This is a genomic window from Streptomyces sp. NPDC060205, from assembly GCF_042728395.1.
Classification (GTDB): Bacteria; Actinomycetota; Actinomycetes; order Streptomycetales; family Streptomycetaceae; genus Streptomyces.
In genome coordinates, this window is record NZ_JBHWZP010000001.1 from 14,996 (window position 1) to 35,824 (window position 20,829).

Genomic DNA, 20,829 nt, shown 5'->3' on the forward strand with positions numbered 1-20,829 from the left:
GGGGAAGGGGTGGTTTGTCGCCTATGGGTGGTGCTGGGGCCACCGTAATCGGGCCTGACCGCGTGACGGTTCAGGCTCCCCCGTGGACCGGCCGCGCCGAGCGGCCCGCACACCCCATCCGATGCGGGAGGTCGCCCGCGCGCCCCACCCGATGCCGGGGAGCGGCCCGCGCAGGCCGTTCAGACCGGATACGCGTGGGTCTGCGTGGCCTTCACGGCGGCCCAGACCGCCGCACCCGGATGCAGGTCGAGTTCGGCGGCGGCGGCCGTGGTCAGGTCCGCGGCGAGCGGCAGTTCGCCGGTGAGGTCGGCGCGGATCTGGTCGCCGTGGGTCTCAAGCCCCGCGACCTCGCAGGCCCACAGGTTGCGGGCGCTGACCCCGGACGGGCGGTCGCGGTGGAGGGTGACCGAGCTGGGCGGGAACGCCACGAAGACCGGGCCGCGCAGGGCCTCCGTGGTGGTGATGGACGGACCCGCGTCGAGCTGGACCGCGTGCCCGTCGGCCTCGCCCCGGTAGAGGTTCAGACCGACCAGCTGGGCGATGTAGTCCGTACGGGGACGGCGGGCGATGTCGGACGGGGCGCCCTCCTGGACTACCCGGCCGTCCTCCACCACGACCAGCCGGTCGGCCAGCACCATGGCGTCCAGCGGATCGTGCGTGACGAGCACGGCGACCGCCTCGAACTCGGCGAGGTGACGGCGCAGCTGGGCCCGTACCTCCAGCCGGGTCCGGGCGTCCAGCGCGGCCAGCGGCTCGTCGAGCAGGAGCAGCCGGGGGCGGGTGGCGAGCGCGCGGGCCAGCGCGACCCGCTGGGCCTGTCCACCGGAGAGCCGGCGCGGTTTGGCGCCGACATGCTCGGCGAGTCCCAGCCGGCCGAGCCACTCGGCGGCCTGCGCACGTGCCTCGGCCTTGCTCGCGCCCTGGCAGCGCGGTCCGAAGGCCACGTTGTCCAGAGCGGTCAGGTGGGGGAAGAGCAGATAGTCCTGGAAGACGACGCCGACCGGGCGGGACTCCGGCGGCGTACGCTCCAGCGCCGTGCCGTCCAGCCGCAGCCGGCCGCCGGTGAGCGGGGTCAGGCCGGCCAGGGCCCGCAGTGCGGTGGTCTTGCCGGCGCCGTTCGGGCCGAGCAGGGCGACGACCTCGCCGGGTGCGACGCGCAGCGCCACATCGAGACGGAAGGTGCCGCGCTCGACGACGAGATGCGCGTCGAGGCCCGCCCCGAGGCCCGTGTCGGAGGTGTCGGCGCGTACGTCCGGGGTGGCGTCGGCGGCGTCGGAGGCGTAACGGGGTTCGGTCATCCTGCTGTCATCCAACGGTCGCGCAGGCCCGCCAGCACCGCGACGGACACGGCCAGCAGGACCAGACTGAGGGCGATGGCGGCCTCCGGGTCGCTCTGCAGGGCCAGATACACGGACAGCGGCATGGTCTGCGTACGGCCCGGGAAGTTGCCCGCGAAGGTGATCGTCGCGCCGAACTCGCCGAGCGCCCGCGCCCACGCCAGGACAGCGCCCGCCGCGATACCGGGCGCGATCAACGGGAGTGTGACCCGGCGGAACGCGGTGAAGCGGGAGGCGCCGAGCGTGGCGGCGGCCTCCTCGTAGCGCGGGTCGGCGGCGCGGAGCGTGCCCTCGACACTGATCACGAGGAACGGCATCGCGACGAACGCCTCGGCGATGACGACCCCGGTGGTGGTGAAGGGGAGCGTGATCCCGAACGAGGAGTCCAGCCACTTGCCGACGATGCCGTTGCGGCCGAGCGCCATCAGCAGGGCCACACCGCCGACGACCGGCGGCAGCACGAGCGGCAGCGTGACCAGGGCCCGTACGAGACCGCGGCCGGGGAACTCGACACGGGCCAGCAGCCAGGCCAGCGGCACGCCGATGACCAGGCTCACCGCGGTCGCCGCCGTGGCGCAGACCAGGGACAGCCGGAGCGCCTGCCACACCTCGGCGCTGGTCAGCAGGTCCGGCAGGCTCCGCCAGGGGGCGCGTACGAGCAGGGCGATCAGCGGGACGATCAGGAACGCCAGGCCGATCAGCGCGGGCACCAGCAGCGGCAGGGGCACGCCCCGGCCGCCGGTGCCCTCGCCCGTCCGGACGCGCCGGCGCCGCGGCCCGCCCCGGAGGGTGTCGGCCGCGGCACCGGACTTGTCGACAGGGGACGTCACGGCTTGAGGAACCCGGCCTCGGTCAGGACCTTCTGGCCCTCGGCGGACTGCACCAGCGCGATGAACGCCTCGGCGCCCGCGGTGTTCTGCGCGTCCTTGAGGGGGACGATCGGGTAGTCGTTGATGGCGTCGTCGGACTCGGGGAACTCCACGCCCTCCACCTTGTCACCCGCCGCGTGCACATCGGTCTTGTAGACGACCGCCGCGTCGGCCTCCTTCAGCTCGACCTTCGTCAGCGCGGCCTTGACGTCCTGCTCGTACGAGACGGGGGTGAGCTTCAGCTTGCTGGCGTCCAGGGCCTTCTCGGCGGCGGCGCCACAGGGCACCTCCTTGTCGCACAGCACGACCTTCAGGTCCGACTTGGTGAGGTCCTTCAGGGAGGCGATCTTGTCGGGGTTGCCCGGCAGGGTGGCGATCTCCAGCTCGTTGCGCACGAAGGTGGCGGGCGTCCCCGACGCGTCCCCGGCGTCGGTGACGATCTTCATCGTCTTGGGGCTGGCGGACGCGAACACGTCCGCCGGAGCGCCGCCCGTGATGCTCGCGGCCAGCGAGTCGCTGCCGCCGAAGCTGAAGGTGACCTTCGTGCCCGGGTGCTCCTTCTCGAACTGCTTGCCCAGCGTCGTGAAGCTCTCCTTGAGGGAGGCGGCGGCGAACACGGTCACCGTGCCGGACAGCTTGTCCGCGGAGGAGGACGCTGACGCGTCCGACTTCGCCGACGAGGAGTCGGACGCGTCGTCGTCGGACGACGAGCAGGCGCTCAGCGCCAGCAGGGCTGCGGCGCCCGCGCCGGCCACCTGAAGGGTCCGACGGGTCCTGCGGGTCCTGCGGGTCCGGCGCGCGGTGCTGGTCATTACGGGTCCACTCCCTCTGGTCCTCACGGACCCCATCATCTGTGGTCCTGGCGGACCTTCTGCCATCTGTGGTCCTGGCGGACCGTTCGCGCGGTTCCCCGCGCCCCTCAAGAGCGGGGCTGCGCCCCGGCTTTTGCCCCTGGCCGGCTCCCACCGGGTCCCACCGGCCCGCACGTCAGAGCGTCGGGCCTGCCCGGGAACAGTAGGTGTGCACGCGTAGATGATACTGCCGCAGATGCAAGGTCAAAGTCTCTTGTCGCTTTGCACCAGCGGGACCAGGGATCGGGTGGGATGGCATGTGCGTTTGCACGGGGTGTGCGTCCGGGTACGGTCATCCGGGAGGTGGTACCCCGTGAGTCAGTCCCTCGCAGCCGCCGGTACGGCCGCCGGCCCGGTGGCGGAGCTCGCCCTCAGCGGTGATCTGACCCGGCCGGCCCGGCTGACGGTGTCCGACCTGCTCGCCTGGCCGCAGCACGAGACCGAGGTCAGCTTCGAGTGCGCGACCAGCGGCATCCAGCGGCACCGGTTCACCGGACCCCTGCTGCACGACGTGCTCATGGCGGCGGGCCCCGGCTTCGACCCCGCGCGCCGCAAGGAACGCCTGCGTTTCCTGATCGCGGTGTCCGGCCGGGACGGCCACCACGCGCTGCTGTCCTGGGCGGAGATCGACCCCGACTTCGGCCGCGCCCCCGTCCTGCTCGCGGCCACCGTCGACGACAGCCCGCTCGACGGCCCGGGACCGCAGCTGGTGCTGCCTCAGGACCGCTGCGGCGCCCGGCACATCAGCGGCATCAGCGCGATCCGCGTGGACGGCGGCTATCTCCAGTGAGCTGGGTCGAACCTACGGGCGTCCTGGTCGTCCAGCACCTGCCCCACGAGGGCCCGTACGCCCTCGGCACCGCGCTCGCCGCGGCGGGACTGCCGGTGCGCGTGTGCCGGACCTGGGCCGGGGACCCGGTACCCGGGTCACCCGCGGGACTGGCCGCGCTGGTCGTCATGGGTGGCCCCATGGCCGCGTACGACGACTCCCCGGCCTTTTTGACCCGCGCGGCCGAGCTGTCCCTGCTGCGGGCCGCGCTGGACGCGGAAGTGCCCGTGCTCGGCGTGTGTCTCGGCGCGCAGCTGCTGGCCGTGGCGGCGGGCGGCACGGCCCGGCCCGGCGCGAGCCGGCAGATCGGCTGGGGCGAGGTGCGGACGGCTCCGGCCGCGACCGCCGATCCGCTGTTCGCCGAAGTGCCCGAGCGCCTGCGCGTGCTGCACCGGCACGACGACACCATGGACCTCCCGCCCGGCGCGACCCTGCTCGCGTCCTGCGACCGCTACCCCGTCCAGGCCTTCCGGATCGGCCGCTCGGCCTGGGGGACGCAGTTCCACCTGGAGGTGGACAAGGAGGCGGTCGACGCCTTCGCGACGGCCTTCCCAGGAGAGGCGGCCACCGCCCCCGACCTCCAGGACGCCGCTCCCGCCGAACTGGCGGCACTGGCCCCGCACCGGGACACCGTCTTCGAACGCTTCGCCACCCTGGCCGCGTCCCGGGCGACGGCGACCACGACCCGCGCCTTCTTCACCCCCCGGGCAGCCGCGTGGGAGGAGCGCTTCGCCGTCGACGGCCCCCGCTACACCGCGGCCGTCGCGCGCATGCGGCTGCGCCCCGGACAGCGCGCACTGGACGTGGGCTGCGGCAGCGGCCGTGCCCTGCCCGCCCTGCGCGCCGAGGTCGGCGCCGAGGGAGTCGTGCTCGGCGCGGACCTCACCCCGGCGATGCTCACCGCAGCCGCCGGGAAGGGACGCACCGGGCTTCTGCTGGCCGACGCGTGTCGACTCCCACTGCCCGCCCGGTCGTTGGACGGCATCTTCAGCGCGGGCCTCGTCGACCACGTCCCCGATCCCACGAGCGCCCTGCACGAATGGGCCCGGGTGACCGCGCCCGACGGTGTCCTCCTGCTCTTCCACCCCTCCGGCCGCGCCGAACGGGCCGCCCGCCACGGCCGCGCCCTGGATCCCGACGACCTGCTGGCCGAGGAGAATCTGAGCCCGGCGCTGCACACGGCGGGCTGGGATCTGGACTGTTACGAGGACGCGGCCCACCATTTCCTGGCACGGGCCGTGCGCCGTACGGACTGACCCGCACCGGCCGACGCCCATGTCTCCGTGCCGAGGCCCGGAGGGCGAGGGCCCGGCGCCCCTGGGAGGTCACGCGTGCAACTGCGCCAGCTGGAGTACCTGGTCGCCCTCGCCCGGGAGCGCCACTTCGTCCGCGCGGCGGCGTCCTGCCATGTCTCCCAGCCCTCGCTGTCCGCGGCGATCCGCCGTCTCGAACACGAACTGAAGGTGCCGATCGTGCGACGCGGCCGGCGCTACGAGGGCCTCACCCCGGAGGGCGAGGTGGTGCTGGCCTGGGCGCACCGCATCCTCGCCGAGGGCGACGCCCTCCGCCAGGAGCTGTCCGCCCTGGGCGACGGACTGTCCGGCACCCTGCGCCTGGGCGTGGTCCCCACCGCGCTGCCCGCCGCCTCCCTCCTGACCACCCCGTTCTGCGACCGCCACCCCCGGGCGCGGGTGAGCATCGAGTCGCTGTCCTCGGCCGACATCACCCACGGTCTCGCCGAGTTCGAGCTGGACGCGGCCATGACCTACCTCGACGACGACTCCTTGCGCGGGGTGCGGCGGCTTCCGCTGTACGAGGAGCGGTACATGCTGCTGACCCCGGTCGCAGGACCGCTCGGGAGCGCTGCGACGGCGAGTTGGTCGGCCGCCGCCGCGCTCCCGCTGTGCCTGCTCAACTCCCGTATGCGCAACCGCCGCATCATCGACGAGTGCTTCGCCGCCGACGGGGCCACCGCCGCCCCGGCGATCGAGTCGGACAGCGTCGCCGGCCTCTACGCGCACCTCCCCGGCGGTCGCTGGTCGAGCGTGATCTCGCACGCCTGGCTGCACATGTTCGGCGTACCGGACGGCATGCGGGTGGTCCCGCTGGACGGGCCGGCGCACGGGCCGCGGGTGGGCCTGGTGACCGGCCCCGACGACCCGCCGTCCGTACTCGCCGGGGCTCTGCTGGCGGAGGCGCGCCGGGCCGGCGTACGGGAGGCGCTGGACGTACTGCTGCGGACGTACCTCGACGGTCACGGCCACTGATAGCCGTCGGCTATACGGACATAGCGAGAATCGCTTTGACCAGGGCAATCAGCTGCATGGATCGTGAACTGCACCCGCAGTCAACGCAGTTGAGGAGCCGTGATCATGGCCAAGGTGCTCTGTGTGCTGTACGACGACCCCACCGACGGATACCCGACCACGTACGCCCGTGACGACCTCCCCGCGATCGACCGGTACCCCGGCGGGCAGACCACGCCCACTCCCGAGGCCGTCGACTTCACGCCGGGTCACCTCCTCGGCAGTGTCTCCGGCGAGCTGGGCCTGCGCACCTTCCTGGAGAAGGCGGGGCACACCCTCGTCGTCACCTCCGACAAGGAGGGCGCCGGGTCGGTCTTCGACCGGGAGCTGCCCGACGCGGACGTGGTGATCTCCCAGCCGTTCTGGCCGGCCTACCTGACCCCGGAACGCATCGCCGCCGCCCGGAACCTCAAGCTCGCCATCACGGCCGGCATCGGCTCCGACCACGTCGACCTGGATGCGGCGGTCGCGCACGGGGTGACGGTCGCCGAGGTCACGTACTCCAACAGCATCAGCGTCGCCGAGCACGTGGTGATGATGACGCTGTCCCTGGTGCGCAACTACCTGCCGTCCCATCAGGTCGTGCTCGACGGCGGCTGGCACATCGCGGACTGCGTGGCCCGCTCCTACGACCTGGAGGGCATGCACGTCGGCACGGTCGCCGCCGGACGCATCGGCCTTGCCGTCCTGCGCCGCCTCGCGCCCTTCGACGTGAAACTGCACTACACCGACCGCCACCGCCTCCCCGAGGCCGTCGAACGCGAGCTGGGCCTGACCTTTCATCCGTCGGCCGCCGACATGGTCCCGCACTGCGACGTCGTCACGATCAACGCGCCGCTGCACCCGGAGACGGAAGGGCTCTTCGGCGACGAACTGCTGGGCCGGATGAAGCGCGGCGCGTACCTCATCAACACGGCACGGGCGAAGATCGCCGACCGGGACGCCGTCGACCGGGCCCTGCGCAGCGGCCGGCTCGCGGGGTACGCGGGCGACGTCTGGTACCCGCAGCCCGCCCCCGCCGACCACCCCTGGCGCACCATGCCGCACCACGGCATGACCCCGCACATCTCCGGCTCCTCGCTCTCCGCGCAGGCCCGCTATGCGGCGGGCACCCGCGAGATCCTGGAGTCCTGGCTCGCCGGGCGTCCGATCCGTGACGAGTACCTGATCGTGGACGCGGGCGCACTGGCGGGTACGGGCGCCCACTCGTACTCGGTCACCACGTGACCGGCCGCCGGGGCGGCGCGTAACCGCTGGACCGCTGGAGGCCACCCCGCGGCCCTCGTGCCGCTCTCAGGCCCGGTCGATATGTACGTTCGTCGACTTGACCCGGGCGGTGGCCTCCACCCCGACCTCAAGGCCCAGCTCCTCCACCGCCTCCCGTGTCAGCAGCGACACCAGCCGGTGCGGTCCGGCCTGGATCTCCACCTGGGCGGCCACGTCACCGAGCTTCACCGCCGTGACGATCCCGGGAAAGGCGTTACGGACGGAGGTGTACGAGGCGTCCTCCTCGCCGTCGCCCTTGGCGAGCTCGACGGAGAAGGCGGCCAGGTCCTTGCCGTCGATGAGGCGCCGTCCGCCCTCGTCCCGGTGCGTGACCATCCGGCCCGCGTCCGCCCAGCGCCGCGCCGTGTCCGGGCTGACCCCGAGCAGACGCGCCGCCTGGCCGATCGTGTATGACTGCATACGCGCCAAGATAGGCGATCACCGGCGGGCCGTACGCGAGCGGTGTGCGAGCCGTCGGGGGTCAGTACCCGACGCGGAACGTCGCGTCCTGCCGCTCCGTGGCCGTGGAGATGGGATCGATGCGCAGCACGTAGTTCGCGTGCCGGATGTAGCGGGTGGGGTTGTTGTACGAGCGGAACGACGCCCAGGAGGAGTCGGCGAGACCCGCCGTACGGGAGAAGGTCGCGTCGCCCGCGAACGTCGACGTGCCGTCGTTGACGTCGAGTTGGAGCGCGTAGTTGTAGTGCCGCAGATAGCGGGTCGGGTAGTTCACCGACTGGAAGGAGACCCCGGAGCTGTCCGCCAGGCCGGGGACGAGCTTCCACTGGGAGTCGGTGTACAGGTCGAAGGGGTAGGTGTCGATGCGGGCGGCGTAGTTGGCGTGGCGGACGTAGCGGTCCGGGTAGTTGTACGACTTGAGCCGGTTCCAGGCCGGTGCGCCCCACTTGGCGAGCAGGTTGTTGTACTCGGCCGTGGTGATCGTCGCTATGCCGCAGTGCTTGGAGTTGACCGGCTGGGTGTAGGTCCTCTGGTCGAGCGCGGTCCAGGTGCCGGAGGCCAGGCTGCCGGACTGCCAGGCGTAGAAGACCCCGTTCGGTGTGTAGGTGTCACCCCAGAGGTACCACGTGCTGCTGGTCAGTGACTTGAAGACGGTCGGGGCCTCCGTGCCGCCGTGTGCGACGCCGGCGCTGAACTCCGTGAAGCTGCCCGGGTCGAGAGAGGTGGACCGCGCCGCCACCAGCGTCTGGTTCTTCTTGAAGAAGAGGTAGTTGTAGCCGTTTACGCCGACGGCCACGTCACCGTCGATGACGTCGTACCCGGGGTCGAAGAACACCTGCGGAGCCGACGCGGTCACGAAGTCACCGGTGTAGTTCACCATGATGACGTTGTGGCCGCTTGAGTTGACCGAGGAGTAGATGACCGCGTACTGACCCCGGCCGGCGTCCCAGAACGCCTCGGGTGCCCAGCTGTGCGTGGTCATGTCGTGCAGCTTGAGGCGGCGGTAACCGGTGAAGGTGCGCAGGTCGGCGGAGTCCCAGACGTGGATGTACTGGCTGTTGTAGCTCCAGTCGGTGCCCTTGAGGTCGGTGGCGATGACGACGAAGGTGCCGTCCTGCTTGCGCAGGAGGAACGGGTCGCGCAGACCGAGGGCGCCCGCCGTGGGGGTGACCAGGGGGTTGTTCTGGTTGAGCGGCGTCCAGTTCAGTGAGTCGGTGCTGACGGCGAGATGCAGCCCGTAGTCGGTCCCGAGGCCGAGGCTGGTCGACTCGGTGAAGTAGCACATCACGTACGCCGAGTCCGCCGCGTGGGCGGTGCCGGCGCCGAGGGTCAGTACGCCGGACGCGGCCAGCGGAGTGGCGGCGGCCATGCCGAGGAGGAGGCGCCGGGACGGCTGGGGTCTTGCGCTCATCGTGGTCTCCAAGCGGGTGCGGGCGTGACGAAGGGCCCCGGCGGATGCCGTGGGTCGGTATTTCGAACGCGGTTCGGGAGATCGATCAGAAATTAGAGTCCCCCACGATGCACGTCAATGACTCTGACGAGACCCCTGAGTTCCCTGATACCGCCGTGCCCCCGTCCAGGCCGCGACTGCTCCACGGGCGGGCCCCGTAAGGGGCGCGGGGCTGTGACATGTGCGGCTCCGCCGTGTGGGCGCGGCCGGCCCCCATCGGCCCGCACCCGGCGCACGACCCGACGGCGGGCGGCGCACACCGACTCGTGGTCGGATGGAAGCGGGTGGCATCGACCCGCATCCGGGTCCGGCCGTCACCGGGAAGTACCCCCGTCAGCTCGGGGACGGCCTGAGCCCGCCACGAAGGGAGCCCCGTGAAACACGACCCGCTGCGCGGCCGCACGGCGGTGGTGACCGGCGCCGCCCGCGGCCTCGGCGCCGCCCTGGCCCGGAACCTGGCCCACCGGGGCGCCCACCTCGCCCTCCTGGGCCACGAGAAACCGGCCCTGGAGGCCCTGGCGGCCGAACTGCCCACCCCGGCCGCCACCTGGGAGGTCGACATCACCGACGACGCCGGGATGGCCGACGCGGCCCGCGGCGTGCGCGCGACCCTCGGCAAGCCCTCCGTAGTGATCGCCAACGCGGGCATCGCCGAGGGCGGCCCCTTCGCCGAGTCGGACGCGGCGTCCTGGCGCAGGGTGATTGACGTCAACCTCACCGGCAGCGCGATCACCGCGCGCGCCTTCCTGCCGGACCTGGTGGACACGGCGGGCTACTACCTCCAGGTCGCCTCCCTGGCCTCGATCGGCGCGTCGCCGATGATGAGCGCGTACTGCGCCTCGAAGGCAGGTGTGGAGGCCTTCGCCCACTCCCTGCGGGCCGAGGTCGCGCACGAGGGTGTCGCGGTGGGTATCGCCTACCTCAACTGGACCGACACCGACATGATCCGCGACGCCGACCGGCACGCCGTGCTGCGCGAACTGCGCGGCCACATGCCGCCCCCGGCCCGCCGCGTCTATCCGGCTGAGCACGTCGCGGCCCGGCTGGCGCGGGCCGTCGAGCGCCGCCGCACCGCGGTGTACGTGCCCGGCTGGCTGGTCGCCGCCCAGCTGGGCCGGGTGGCGCTGCCACCGGTCGTGCTGCGGGTGTCGCGCCGGGCACTGCCCCGGCTGGCGGCCCGGGAGCCGTTCCTGCCCACGGGCCTGCTCGGCGCCGGCGGCCGGGCCGACGGCCCCGGCAGTCCCGGCGGCACCGGCAGTGGCAGGTCACCGGCCGGTTGAACTCCCGCTGCCGGGGGACCCGGCACCGATCACTCCGCTATCGACGGGTGCGACACGAGGGAGGCAGAGGTGGCCGTACGCCACAGGCTCATCAAGAAGAGCCCGCGCGAGGTGTGGTCCGTGCTGGCCGACGGCACCCGGTACGCGGACTGGGTCGTGGGGACGGCGTCCTCGTACCCCGTGCGCGGCCAGTGGCCGCAGGTGCACTCCGCGATCGGCTACGAGGTGAAGGTCGGGCTCTGGACCCTGCGCAACGAGTCGGTCGTCCGCGCGTGCGTCGAGGAGCACGAGCTGGAGCTGGAGGCGATCGCCGGCCCGCTCGGCACGGCCCGCGTCGCCATCGAACTGCGGCCCTGGGGCGAGTACACGCTGGTGATCATCGACGAGCATCCGCTGCAGGGGGCCGGCGGCACCCTGCACAACGCGGCCGTGGAGGGGATCATCCAGCTACGGCACCGGGCCATGCTCAAGCGGCTGGCCGACGTGTGCGAGGGCGACGGGGCGCGCGAGTCCCGGCGCGCCCGTACGGAGCCGAGGCCGGCATGACCGGCCTCGTACGTGCGGCACGGCGGCGGGACGGGAGGCGGTCATGCCGGACGCGGTAGTCATCGGAGCCGGGCCCAACGGGCTCGTCGCAGCCAACCTCCTGGCCGACGAGGGCTGGAGCGTCGAGGTCCTGGAGGAACAGGACGAGCCGGGGGGCGGGGTCCGGCACGACCACGGGGTCGACCCCGACTTCACGAACGACCTCTTCAGCTCGTTCTACCCCCTCGCCGCGGCCTCCCCGGTCCTGTCCGGACTGCACCTGGAGCGGTACGGGCTGCGGTGGAGCCATGCGCCCCGCGTACTGGCCCACCCGCTGTCCGACGGCCGCTGCGCCGTGCTCGGACGCGACCTCGACGACACCGCCGCGTCCCTGGACGTCTTCGCCGACGGCGACGGCGACGCCTGGCGCGAACTGCACCGGGTCTGGGAGCGGCTGCGCCCCGACGTGCTGGAGGCGCTGTTCACCCCCTTCCCGCCGGTGCGCGCGGGCGCCCGGCTCGCCCTGCGCCTGCGGACCGCCGGCGGGCTGCGCCTGGCCCGGTCGATGGTGCTGCCGGTACGGCGGCTCGGCGAGGAGGAGTTCCGCGGCGAGGGCGGCAGGCTGCTGCTGGCGGGCAACGCGCTGCACGCCGACCTCGCCCCCGAGGCCGCGGGAAGCGGCGGCTTCGGCTGGCTGATGTCGATGCTGGGCCAGACGTACGGGTTTCCCGTACCCGTCGGCGGTTCGGGCGCCCTCATCGGGGCGCTGACCCGGCGGCTACAGGAGCGCGGCGGGGTCCTGCGGTGCGGGGAGCGGGTGAGCCGCGTCGTCGTCCGGGAGGGCAGGGCCGTGGCGGTGCGCACGGCCGGCGGTGAGACGGTGTCCGCCGCGCGGGCCGTCCTCGCGGACGTGTCCGCTCCCGCGCTGTACGGCGACCTGGTGGACAGCGCCGACCTGCCCCCGCAGGTGCTGGCCGATCTGCGCCGCTTCCAGTGGGACTTCGCCACCTTCAAGGTCGACTGGGCCCTCGACGGTTCCGTGCCGTGGCAGGCCCCCGAGTCCGTCGGCGCGGGAACCGTGCATCTGGCGGACGGCGTCGACGAGCTGACCCGCTTCGCGGCTCAGGTCGCCATGGGGCAGGTGCCGGACCGGCCGTTCGCGCTGTTCGGGCAGATGACGACGGCCGACCCCACGCGGTCGCCCGAGGGCACGGAGTCGGCCTGGGCGTACACGCATGTCCCGCACCGCATCAAGGGCGACGCGGGCGACGACGGGCTGACCGGCAGTTGGGACACGAAGGAGCAGGAGCTGATGGCCGACCGGGTCGAGCGGCAGGTCGAGCGCTTCGCGCCCGGGTTCCGTTCCCTGATCCGGGCTCGGCGCGTGCTGGCACCGCCCACCCTCCAGGCCCTGAACGCCAATCTGCACGGAGGTGCCATCAACGGCGGCACCACGGCCCTGCATCAGCAGCTGGTGTTCCGGCCCGTCCCGGGCACCGGGCGCCCGGAGACGCCGGTCAAGGGCCTCTACCTGGCGTCGGCCTCCGCGCATCCGGGAGGCGGGGTGCACGGGGCTCCCGGCTCCAACGCGGCCCGGGCCGCGCTGCGCAGGAACCTCCCGAACGGCCTGACCCGCGCCCAGCGTCTGCTCGCCCGCCGTGACCGCAAGGGCGACCGCAGGCCCGGACTCGGCGGCTGACGACGGCGTTCACAGCGGCTCCGGGTCCTGTCGCAGCCACGTGGTCAGGGCCCACCACCAGTGCAGGGTGCTCAGCGGTTCGGCCAGCGGCCCGGACGCGAGGTCGGTCAGTGGGTGCCCGGTGATCTGCTGGAGGCGGCCGAGCCGGTAGCGGACGGTGTTGGGATGGGTGAACAAGGCCGTCGCGCTCTGGTCGAGCCGTCTGCCGTTGTCGAGGAACGTCAGCGCGGTGACGGCGAGTTGGCGGTGGAAGGCGTCCGACTCGTCGAGGGCGCCCAGGAGGTGTGCGCTCAGGTGCGCGCCCAGGAGCGGCTGGTCGGCGAGGGCGATCTCGGCGGCGAAGTCGGTCAGCTCGTACAGGCCCTGGCGCCCCTGCCGTACACCGATGTCCACGGCGCGGACGCAGAGCCGGTACAGCGGGCGGATCTCCTCCAGGGGAGCGGCCGGTGAGACCACGACCAGGGCCGCCCTCGTCTCGCCGATGCCGGGCATCCGTCGGCACAGGCCTGCCAGGCGTCCCTCGATCAGTCCTGACACCGCGCCGAGGCCGGAGAGCCGGTCCGTGAGAAGGCGTACGGCCGCGGGGTTGCCGGCGTCCGCGACGACACAGTGGTGCGGTCCGCCGCCCGGCCGCATCCCGGCACCGGCCCTCTCCAGGGGCGACGGTACGACTCCGCCGACCAGCAGTCTGCGCAGTACGTTCGTGCGGACCTCGGCGCTCTCGTGCGGGGTGGCCCGCTCGGCGGCCCGGTAGCCGTTGATCACATGGCGTTCGATCGCGTTGCCGTACTCGTTGAGACGCAGGACGACGCTCAGCAACGTGCCGTCCGGCACTCCCGCCGCCCGGCAGCGCTCCACGGTGATCTCCAGCGCGCGGGCCAGTCCGGCCTGGACCCCGCGCAGCACCGCGGTCATCGCGACACCCTGGCCCGCCCGGTCGGCCCCCAGTAACAGGGCGGCCGTGAAGTCCTGTTGCTCGACCCCGTCGAAGGTGGCGAACCACTCACCGGCGGCGCGGATCATGGCCCTGACGTGGGAGCGGCTCTCCGCCTCGGTGAGCCGGGCGACCTCGGGGGAGTGGGCGCGGGCCGCGCGGACGAGTTCGCCGCACACGTCGTCGTCGACGGCCATCGTCCGCAGGATCTCGGTGACCGGTTCGCGCTCATGGACGACAGCCATGGTCGATTCTCCCTCCGCGGTCCGTCCGCGATCCTTCCGCGGCCTGTCCCCTGTCCGTCCGTCGCCGGTCCGCGCTGTCGCCGGGCCACAACGAAGCCGTCCGCACGTTGGTGTCCGGCCACTACCACATCGCTGTGACGACCTGGTTTTCTGTGGGCTACCGACGGTAACAGCGCGGCAGTCCCAGGAACATCCCCCGTATCCCGTATCGCCTTTCCCGTCTCGCATCTCCTCAGTCTCCTCCGGAAGGCAGTCCATGGAGAACTCACCGGCCCTGGCCGCGATCACCCGGCGCCGTGCCCTGACGGCGGCGGGCGGCGCGCTCGCCGCCACCGCCCTCGCGCAGGCGACAGCCCCTGCCTTCGCGGCCTCGGCCGCCGCCTCGGACGCGGACGCGATCGTCGTCGGAGGCGGACTGGCCGGCCTGGTCGCCACGGCGGAACTGGCCGCGGCGGGCCGCAGGGTCCTGCTCCTCGACCAGGAACCGGCGACCAACCTCGGCGGCCAGGCGTTCTGGTCCTTCGGCGGCCTGTTCTTCGTCGACTCCGACGAACAGCGGCTGATGGGCATCAAGGACTCCCGGGAACTGGCCTGGCAGGACTGGCTGGGCACCGCGGGCTTCGACCGCGGCATCACCGACAAGACGGGCCAGGACTACTGGGCCTACAAGTGGGCCGAGGCGTACGTGGACTTCGCGTCCGGCGAGAAGCGCTCCTGGCTCGCGGGCCTGGGCGTGCAGTGGTTCCCGATCGTCGGCTGGGCGGAGCGCGGCGGCGGCCTCGCGGACGGCCACGGCAACTCGGTGCCGCGCTTCCACGTCACCTGGGGCACGGGTCCCGCGGTCGTCGAACCGTTCGAGAAGAAGGTGCGGGCGGCGGTCGCGGACGGGAAGGTCACCTTCAGGTTCCGGCACCGCGTCGACGGGCTCGTGACGACCAACGGGGCCGTCACCGGCGTCCGGGGCGCCGTTCTGGAGCCGAGCGACGCCGCCCGCGGCAAGCCCAGTTCCCGCACGGTGGTCGGCGAGTTCGAGCTGCGCGCCCCGGTCGTCATCGTCACCTCGGGCGGCATCGGCGCCAACCACGACCTCGTACGCCAGAACTGGCCGGCCCGCCTCGGCACCCCGCCCAAGAACATGATCACCGGCGTGCCGGCCCATGTGGACGGCCGGATGCTCGCGATCACCGAGAAGGCGGGCGGCCGGATCGTCAACCCCGACCGGATGTGGCACTACACCGAGGGCCTCAGGAACTACGACCCCATCTGGCCGGGGCACGGCATCCGTATCCTGCCGGGCCCGTCGTCCATGTGGTTCGACGCCACCGGGAAGCGGTTCAGCGCACCCGACATGCCCGGCTACGACACCCTCCACACGCTGAAGTCGATCACCGCCTCCGGCTACGACTACTCGTGGTTCGTCACCACGCAGAAGATCATCGCCAAGGAGTTCGCGCTCTCCGGCTCGGAGCAGAACCCCGACCTGACCGAGAAGAACGTCTGGAAGCTGCTCTCGCGCATCTGGCAGACACCGGAGCCGATCGAGAAGTTCAAGAAGAACGGCGTGGACTTCATCGTCGCCACGACCCTGTCCGAACTGGTCCGCGGCATGAACAAACTGACCGGCGACGGACTCATCGACCTGGCCGACCTGCAGCGCCAGATCGAGGCGCGCGACCGGGAGATGGACAACCCGTACACCAAGGACCTCCAGGTCATGGGCATCCGCAACGCCCTGTCCTATCCCGGGGACAGCCTCAGCCGCACGGCGGCGGCGCACAAGATCCTGGACTCAAGTGCGGGCCCGTTGATCGCCGTTCGCCTCAACGTCCTCACCCGCAAGACCCTCGGCGGCCTCCAGACGGACCTTTCCGGCCGGGTCCTGAACGCGGCCGGTACGCCGGTGCCCGGTCTGTACGCGGCCGGGGAGGTCTCGGGGTTCGGCGGGGGCGGTGTCCACGGATACCGGTCCCTTGAGGGCACGTTCCTGGGCGGGTGCCTGTTCTCCGGGCGGGCGGCGGGGCGGGCCGCCGCGGCGGCGACCGGGACCTGAGCCCGGGGCCCGACCCGGCCGCGGCCCGGCCCGGCGCCGGCCCCGGTACGGTCTGAAAAAAGTGTCCGGTGACCGCTCAGTTCCTGGCCTGGCCCCGGTCTTACTCCATGAAAGGCCAACCACCCAGGAATCGCCGACAGGAGACTCTGCCATGAGCATCACCGCGTCCCGGAACCAGTCCGTCGCCCAGTCCGTAGCCCACTCCCTCGGCACGCGTCCCCTGTGGCAGGTCGGGGCCCTCGCGGTGTTCGCCGGGGCCGTGGTGACCGAGGCCTTCGCCCTCGTCGCCCGCGGCGCCGGCGTACCCATGGAGGCGGCCAGCCCGGGAGCCACGGAGGCCGCCGAGATCCCGGTGGGCGGCTTCGCCGGGGGTGTGCTCTTCTGGTCGGTCGTCGGGGTCGTCCTGGCGATGGCTCTCGCCCGCTGGGCCGGGCGGCCCGCGCGCACCTTCGTGGTGATCACCGTCGCCCTGACCGCGCTGTCCCTGGCGGGCCCGGCCGTCGCCCCGCACACCGCCCTGTCCACGCAGATCGTCCTGGCCGTGTCCCATGTGGTGGCCGCGGCCGTCATCATTCCGCTGATCGCGGGGCGGCTCGCCCGTGGGCGGGTCTGACCGGCGCCGCCGCCGCGCCGGTGGAATGGGGACGGGCTCCACTCCCGGGACGACGGTGTTGGTGAGCGTGCCGAGGCCCTCGACCGTGAGGGCGACCGTGTCTCCGGGTTTCAGCGGCGGTGGGTCCTGCTCGCCGCGCAGGCCCCACAGTTCGGCCAGGCAGCCGCCGTTGCCGCAGGTGCCGGAGCCGAGGACGTCACCCGGTACGACCCGGGTGCCGCGGGAGGCGTACGCGGTCATCTCCTCGAAGGTCCAGCTCATGTGGGACAGCAGGTCCCGGCCGACCGTCCGGCCGTTGACCTCGGCCGTCAGGGCCAGTCGCAGGAACCCGTCGGCGTCCCGGTGCGGCTCCAGTTCGTCGGCGGTGACGAGGTACGGGCCCAGCGTGGTCGCGGTGTCCTTGCCCTTGCAGGGTCCCAGTCCGACCTTCATCTCCGCCGACTGCAGGTCGCGGGCCGACCAGTCGTTGAAGACGGTGTAGCCGACGATGTGGTCGCGGGCCCGCTCGGGTGTGAGGTCCCGGCCCTCCCGCCCGATGACGGCGCCCACTTCGAGTTCGAAGTCCAGGGCGGCCGACCCGGGCGGCACGGGTACGTCCTGGTCCGGGCCGTAGATCGCGTGCGGGTTGGAGAAGTAGAAGGTCGGCGCCGCGTACCACTGCCCGGGCACGCCGGAGGCACCGTCCACGGCACGGCGTACGCCCTCGACGTGTTCCTCGAACGTGACGAAGTCCCGTACCGACGCGGGCCGCAGCGGCGGCAGCAGCCGTACCTCGGAGACGTGCGGCCCCGGCGGCCCGCCGAGAGCCGAGGCCCCCGCCTCCAGCAGTCCGGGCAGACCGTCCGTCGCGCCGAGCAGGTCGGTCAGGGAGCGGACGGCGGGCAGGGGGTGCAGGGTGCCGTCCGCCGCCGGCACGGCGACCTGGGTGCGGTGGCGGTGGACGTACGTGGCGAAGCGCATGCGGGCTCTCCTGGCGGGCCGGGCGGATCAGACCGGCGGGGCGATGAACACACCGCGGTCGGGTTCGTTGAAGGACTCCTTGGCGACCAGTTCGTTCATGGGGTTGGCGGTGCCCCACTGGTCGGTGACCTCGGGCTGCGAGAAGTCGTAGACGTGCGGATGCCAGGTGTCCTCGTCCAGTTCCTCCAACTCCGTCGTGTACTCGACGGTGTTGCCGTGCGGGTCGAGGAAGTACGTGAAGGTGTTGTCGCCCGCCATGTGCCGTCCCGGACCCCAGATCTTCCGGAAGCCGGCGCGCATGACACGGCCCGAGCCGCGCATGTACTCGTCGAGGCCGCGCATCTCGAAGGAGACGTGGTGCAGGGCGGTGTGCGGGCCCTTGGCCAGCGCCATCGAATGGTGCCGGCTGCTGATCCGCATGAAGTGCATGACCTCGCCCATGTGCGGCGAGCTGAGCGTGTCGGAGAGCTGGAAGCCGAGGTGGCGCTCGTACCACTGCCGGGTGCGGTCGAGGTCGGGGGAGTTGAGGACCACGTGCGACAGCTTGACCGGGATGGCCTCCTTCTCCTCGATCCTGCGGTGCCTGCGCACCGCCACGTCCGCGGACACTTCGATGGTGCGGCCGTCGATGTCGAAGAAGCGGAAGCCGTAGCCACCGCCGGGGGTGTCGACCTTGTCCGGCCGGGAGATCAACTGCACGTCTCCAGCGAGAAGTTGTTCGGCGAGGGTGTCGACGTCCGCCGGGCTCGCGGCCCCGTAGGACACGAGGTCGAGGCGCTTCTCCCCGGCCCTGCGCAGCCGCACGACGTACTGCTCCGGGGAGCCCTCGGCGGCCAGGAAGGAGATGCCGGAGTCCTCGGCGACCTTGGTCAGGCCCCAGACGCCGGCGTAGAAGTCGAGCTGCTTGTCGTAGTCCGGCACGGCGAGGTCGACGTGCCGCAGATGGGTGAGCAGGCGTGCGCTCATGGTGTCAGTCCTTCCTCAGGAGAGCTTCGGCGTTGCCGCCGCGGACGGCGTCGAAGTCGGCATCGGGGAGTTCGGCCGCGCGCAGGGCGCCGACCGGGTCCTCGGTGCCCATGTCGAAGGGGAAGTCGGAGCCGAGCAGCACCCGGTCGGCGCCGGCGACCCGCACCAACTCCCGCAGGCTGTACGGGTCGTGGACGAGTGAGTCGAAGTACAGGCGCCGCAGATAGCTGCTGGGCGGCCGGGCGCATGAGGCACCGGCGTCGGAACGGGTCGACCACGCGTGGTCGGAGCGGCCGATGTGCGTGGGCAGATAGCCGCCGCCGTGGGCCGCCAGCACCTTGAGACCGGGATGGCGGTCCAGGACGCCGGAGAAGATGAGGTGGGAGAGGGCGACCGCGTTCTCGGTGGGCTGGCCGACGGTGTTCGACAGGTACCACTGGTCGAGGCGCTCGTCGAGCGTGCACCCGAAGGGATGCAGGAAGACGACCGCGCCCCTCTCCTCGGCCCGGGACCAGAACGGCTCGTACGCCGGGTCGGACAGCTCCCGGCCGGGCGCGTGGCTGGAGATCTCCACCCCGGCCAGGCCCTGCGCGAGGGCGTGGTCGAGGGCTTCGACCGTCCGGGCCGGGTGCTGGAGGGGGACGAGCCCGAGGCCGCGCAGCCGGTCCGGCGCGGCCGAACAGTGCGCGGCCGTGGCCTCGTTGGCCGTCCGGTACACCTTCTCGGCCGTCTCCTCGTCCGCCCAGTAGTGGTAGTGCGACGGGGAAGGGCTGACCAGCTGGACGTCCACGCCCTGGGCGTCCATGGCGGCCAGCCGCACGGCCGGGTCGGTCAGCCGGGGCAGGCGGTCGCGCACCATGGGCCCGCTGACCGCGAGGGCGGCGGGACCGTTGCGGCGGGCGTCCAGCCTTCGCGCCTCGGCGAGCCCCGGCGCCCCTTCGACCAGTGCCTCTATCTCCGGGATCAGGACGTGGGCGTGGACGTCGACGGTGGGTGCAGGGGCTTGGTCGTGTGGGTGTGGGTGTGCGGTCACGGCAGCTCCCTGAGCATGGTCATCGTGCGGGTCATCAGACCGGGCACGTCGGCGTCACGGACCCCGTCCAGCTGCCACTGCCCGAGCTGCACGGAGGCCTCCACGACCGGGCGGACCCGGGCGATCCGCCGCTCGTAGTACGCCTGGAGGAGCGTGTCGCCCCACGGGTCGGACCCGGTGAGCATCTGGGCGAGCACCCACGCGTCCTCCAGGGACAGCGCGGCGCCCTGCGCAAGGGTGGGCGGACAGCAGTGCGCCGCGTCTCCGATCAGCACGACCCGGCCGCGGTGCCAGGAACCCTCGACCAACAGCCTGTCGAACCAGGTGTAGTTGACCTGCGCCGGGTCGGTGATGTGCTCGGTGATCTCCGGCCAGAAGCCGCCGTACGCGCGGGCCAGACGCCGCATCTCGTCGGCGTGCGACCCGGCCGGAATCGAGGCACGGTCGCGGTTGGCCTCGACGACATAGGCGTACAGGGTGCTGTCGCCGGTGGGGCAGTAACCGGCGATGTAGGCAGGACCGCCGTACGCGAGGTCGGTGCGGGTCAGCCCGGCCGGGCGCGGGGCGGCGATCCGCCAGATGGCCATGCCGGTCGGCTCGGGCTTGTCGGCGATGCCGATCGCGGCGCGGGTCGCGGATCCCAGGCCGTCGGCGGCGATCACCAGGTCGTAGCGCTCCTCGGTGTCCTCCCGCGCTTCGGAGCCTCCGTCCGAGCTTGCGCCGACGCGGACGGAGACGCCCTCCGCGTCCTGGTCCAGGATCTCGGCGGTGGTGCCCAGGCGGACCGAGGCGCCACTGGCGCGCACGGCCGCGATCAGGATCCGCTGGAGGCGGGGGCGCTGCATACCGACGGTGGCGGGCAGATCGTCGCCACCGGTCCGCAGGTCCTCCTGCACATGCAGCACGGTGCCGTCGGGGGCGGTGATACCGACCGAACCGAAACCGAAACCGGACGCCTCCACCTCGTCCCAGACGCCCAACTCGCGCAGTACGCGCAGGGCGTTGCCCTGGAGGGTGATACCGGAACCGGCGGTGGCGTTCCAGTCGCTCCTGGCCTCGACCAGGTCCACCGCGAGGCCGGCGCGGCGCAGCAGGACCGTCACTGCGCTGCCGGCCGCGCCACCGCCGATCACCAGGACCTTATGGGGTGTGCTCAT

Annotated in this window: 18 protein-coding genes and 1 pseudogene; 9 read left to right on the plus strand and 10 right to left on the minus strand. The window is 72.4% G+C overall.

The annotated features are described in order from the left end of the window. Positions 1–179 precede the first annotated feature (179 nt). From ACFWGJ_RS00070 to modA, 3 genes are read right to left on the minus strand one after another with little or no spacing between them, the layout of a single operon-like run. Positions 180–1,298, minus strand: coding sequence for an ABC transporter ATP-binding protein (locus tag ACFWGJ_RS00070; protein WP_387319916.1), 1,119 nt, complete (start codon positions 1,296–1,298; stop codon positions 180–182). After that, complete coding sequence (gene modB / locus ACFWGJ_RS00075) at positions 1,295–2,167, minus strand: molybdate ABC transporter permease subunit (protein ID WP_387319917.1); 873 nt, start codon at positions 2,165–2,167, stop codon at positions 1,295–1,297. The genes ACFWGJ_RS00070 and modB overlap by 4 nt, the downstream gene beginning before the upstream one ends. Beyond that, positions 2,164–3,018, minus strand: a complete 855-nt coding sequence (gene modA / locus ACFWGJ_RS00080) for a molybdate ABC transporter substrate-binding protein (protein ID WP_387319918.1) — start codon at positions 3,016–3,018, stop codon at positions 2,164–2,166. Before modA ends, modB begins: the two co-directional genes overlap by 4 nt. A gap of 352 nt (positions 3,019–3,370) precedes the next feature. Here modA and ACFWGJ_RS00085 point away from each other — a divergent pair, with 352 nt between their 5' ends. The 4 genes from ACFWGJ_RS00085 to ACFWGJ_RS00100 all read left to right on the plus strand — a co-directional run bounded on the left by ACFWGJ_RS00085 (position 3,371) and on the right by ACFWGJ_RS00100 (position 7,419). Next, entirely contained in the window at positions 3,371–3,847 is a 477-nt protein-coding gene (locus tag ACFWGJ_RS00085) for a molybdopterin-dependent oxidoreductase (protein ID WP_387319919.1), read from the plus strand. Then, positions 3,844–5,142 (plus strand): methyltransferase domain-containing protein, encoded by a 1,299-nt coding sequence (locus ACFWGJ_RS00090; RefSeq protein WP_387319920.1) that lies wholly within the window; start codon positions 3,844–3,846, stop codon positions 5,140–5,142. Before ACFWGJ_RS00085 ends, ACFWGJ_RS00090 begins: the two co-directional genes overlap by 4 nt. Positions 5,143–5,217: 75 nt before the next feature. Continuing rightward, positions 5,218–6,153 (plus strand): LysR substrate-binding domain-containing protein, encoded by a 936-nt coding sequence (locus tag ACFWGJ_RS00095; RefSeq protein WP_387319921.1) that lies wholly within the window; start codon positions 5,218–5,220, stop codon positions 6,151–6,153. A 105-nt stretch (positions 6,154–6,258) separates the two neighbouring features. After that, complete coding sequence (locus tag ACFWGJ_RS00100; protein WP_387319922.1) at positions 6,259–7,419, plus strand: NAD-dependent formate dehydrogenase; 1,161 nt, start codon at positions 6,259–6,261, stop codon at positions 7,417–7,419. 66 nt (positions 7,420–7,485) lie between these two features. Here ACFWGJ_RS00100 and ACFWGJ_RS00105 read toward each other — a convergent pair whose 3' ends face one another. Both ACFWGJ_RS00105 and ACFWGJ_RS00110 read right to left on the minus strand, forming a co-directional pair. After that, positions 7,486–7,878 (minus strand): molybdopterin-binding protein, encoded by a 393-nt coding sequence (locus ACFWGJ_RS00105; protein ID WP_387319923.1) that lies wholly within the window; start codon positions 7,876–7,878, stop codon positions 7,486–7,488. 61 nt (positions 7,879–7,939) lie between these two features. Next, the gene (locus ACFWGJ_RS00110) at positions 7,940–9,328 is read right to left on the minus strand and encodes a glycoside hydrolase family 43 protein (RefSeq protein WP_387319924.1); all 1,389 of its coding nucleotides are present in this window, start codon (positions 9,326–9,328) and stop codon (positions 7,940–7,942) included. A gap of 413 nt (positions 9,329–9,741) precedes the next feature. On the opposite strand from ACFWGJ_RS00110, the gene ACFWGJ_RS00115 reads away from it, so the two are divergent. From ACFWGJ_RS00115 to ACFWGJ_RS00125, 3 genes are all read left to right on the plus strand, one after another. After that, the gene (locus ACFWGJ_RS00115; RefSeq protein WP_387319925.1) at positions 9,742–10,647 is read left to right on the plus strand and encodes an SDR family oxidoreductase; all 906 of its coding nucleotides are present in this window, start codon (positions 9,742–9,744) and stop codon (positions 10,645–10,647) included. A gap of 69 nt (positions 10,648–10,716) precedes the next feature. Further along, entirely contained in the window at positions 10,717–11,193 is a 477-nt protein-coding gene (locus ACFWGJ_RS00120; protein ID WP_387319926.1) for an SRPBCC family protein, read from the plus strand. 43 nt (positions 11,194–11,236) lie between these two features. Next, positions 11,237–12,871 (plus strand): phytoene desaturase family protein, encoded by a 1,635-nt coding sequence (locus ACFWGJ_RS00125; protein ID WP_387319927.1) that lies wholly within the window; start codon positions 11,237–11,239, stop codon positions 12,869–12,871. Positions 12,872–12,880: 9 nt separating this feature from the next. On the opposite strand, the gene ACFWGJ_RS00130 is transcribed toward ACFWGJ_RS00125, so the two are convergent. Further along, positions 12,881–14,050, minus strand: coding sequence for a PucR family transcriptional regulator (locus ACFWGJ_RS00130; protein WP_387319928.1), 1,170 nt, complete (start codon positions 14,048–14,050; stop codon positions 12,881–12,883). Between the two features lie 256 nt (positions 14,051–14,306). Between ACFWGJ_RS00130 and ACFWGJ_RS00135 the strand changes: the two genes are divergently transcribed. After that, positions 14,307–16,100 carry an FAD-binding dehydrogenase gene (locus tag ACFWGJ_RS00135; protein ID WP_387319929.1) on the plus strand — a complete coding sequence of 598 codons (1,794 nt, stop codon included), beginning with the start codon at positions 14,307–14,309 and terminating at the stop codon, positions 16,098–16,100. Between the two features lie 151 nt (positions 16,101–16,251). Continuing rightward, the gene (locus tag ACFWGJ_RS00140; protein ID WP_387319979.1) at positions 16,252–16,713 is read left to right on the plus strand and encodes a DUF6069 family protein; all 462 of its coding nucleotides are present in this window, start codon (positions 16,252–16,254) and stop codon (positions 16,711–16,713) included. Here the strand turns inward: ACFWGJ_RS00140 and ACFWGJ_RS00145 are convergent. The 4 genes and pseudogenes from ACFWGJ_RS00145 to ACFWGJ_RS00160 all read right to left on the minus strand — a co-directional run. Then, positions 16,705–17,673, minus strand: a pseudogene (locus ACFWGJ_RS00145) (fumarylacetoacetate hydrolase family protein); the annotation flags it as partial. The gene ACFWGJ_RS00140 and the pseudogene ACFWGJ_RS00145 sit on opposite strands and share 9 nt — an antisense overlap. A gap of 27 nt (positions 17,674–17,700) precedes the next feature. Continuing rightward, positions 17,701–18,639: a VOC family protein gene (locus tag ACFWGJ_RS00150; RefSeq protein ID WP_387319930.1), complete on the minus strand. Its 939-nt coding sequence runs from the start codon at positions 18,637–18,639 to the stop codon at positions 17,701–17,703. A gap of 4 nt (positions 18,640–18,643) precedes the next feature. Beyond that, positions 18,644–19,672 carry an amidohydrolase family protein gene (locus tag ACFWGJ_RS00155; protein WP_387319931.1) on the minus strand — a complete coding sequence of 343 codons (1,029 nt, stop codon included), beginning with the start codon at positions 19,670–19,672 and terminating at the stop codon, positions 18,644–18,646. Then, positions 19,669–20,829: an FAD-dependent oxidoreductase gene (locus ACFWGJ_RS00160; RefSeq protein ID WP_387319932.1), complete on the minus strand. Its 1,161-nt coding sequence runs from the start codon at positions 20,827–20,829 to the stop codon at positions 19,669–19,671. The genes ACFWGJ_RS00155 and ACFWGJ_RS00160 overlap by 4 nt, the downstream gene beginning before the upstream one ends.

Coding starts and splice junctions, on each gene's coding strand:
- ACFWGJ_RS00070 (WP_387319916.1), bottom strand. CDS start 1,298: ATGACCGAACCCCGTTACGCCTCCGACGCCGCCGACGCCACCCCGGAC.
- modA (WP_387319918.1), bottom strand. CDS start 3,018: ATGACCAGCACCGCGCGCCGGACCCGCAGGACCCGCAGGACCCGTCGG.
- ACFWGJ_RS00100 (WP_387319922.1), top strand. CDS start 6,259: ATGGCCAAGGTGCTCTGTGTGCTGTACGACGACCCCACCGACGGATAC.
- ACFWGJ_RS00105 (WP_387319923.1), bottom strand. CDS start 7,878: ATGCAGTCATACACGATCGGCCAGGCGGCGCGTCTGCTCGGGGTCAGC.
- ACFWGJ_RS00110 (WP_387319924.1), bottom strand. CDS start 9,328: ATGAGCGCAAGACCCCAGCCGTCCCGGCGCCTCCTCCTCGGCATGGCC.
- ACFWGJ_RS00125 (WP_387319927.1), top strand. CDS start 11,237: ATGCCGGACGCGGTAGTCATCGGAGCCGGGCCCAACGGGCTCGTCGCA.
- ACFWGJ_RS00130 (WP_387319928.1), bottom strand. CDS start 14,050: ATGGCTGTCGTCCATGAGCGCGAACCGGTCACCGAGATCCTGCGGACG.
- ACFWGJ_RS00135 (WP_387319929.1), top strand. CDS start 14,307: ATGGAGAACTCACCGGCCCTGGCCGCGATCACCCGGCGCCGTGCCCTG.
- ACFWGJ_RS00140 (WP_387319979.1), top strand. CDS start 16,252: ATGAGCATCACCGCGTCCCGGAACCAGTCCGTCGCCCAGTCCGTAGCC.
- ACFWGJ_RS00150 (WP_387319930.1), bottom strand. CDS start 18,639: ATGAGCGCACGCCTGCTCACCCATCTGCGGCACGTCGACCTCGCCGTG.
- ACFWGJ_RS00160 (WP_387319932.1), bottom strand. CDS start 20,829: ATGAGCACACCCCATAAGGTCCTGGTGATCGGCGGTGGCGCGGCCGGC.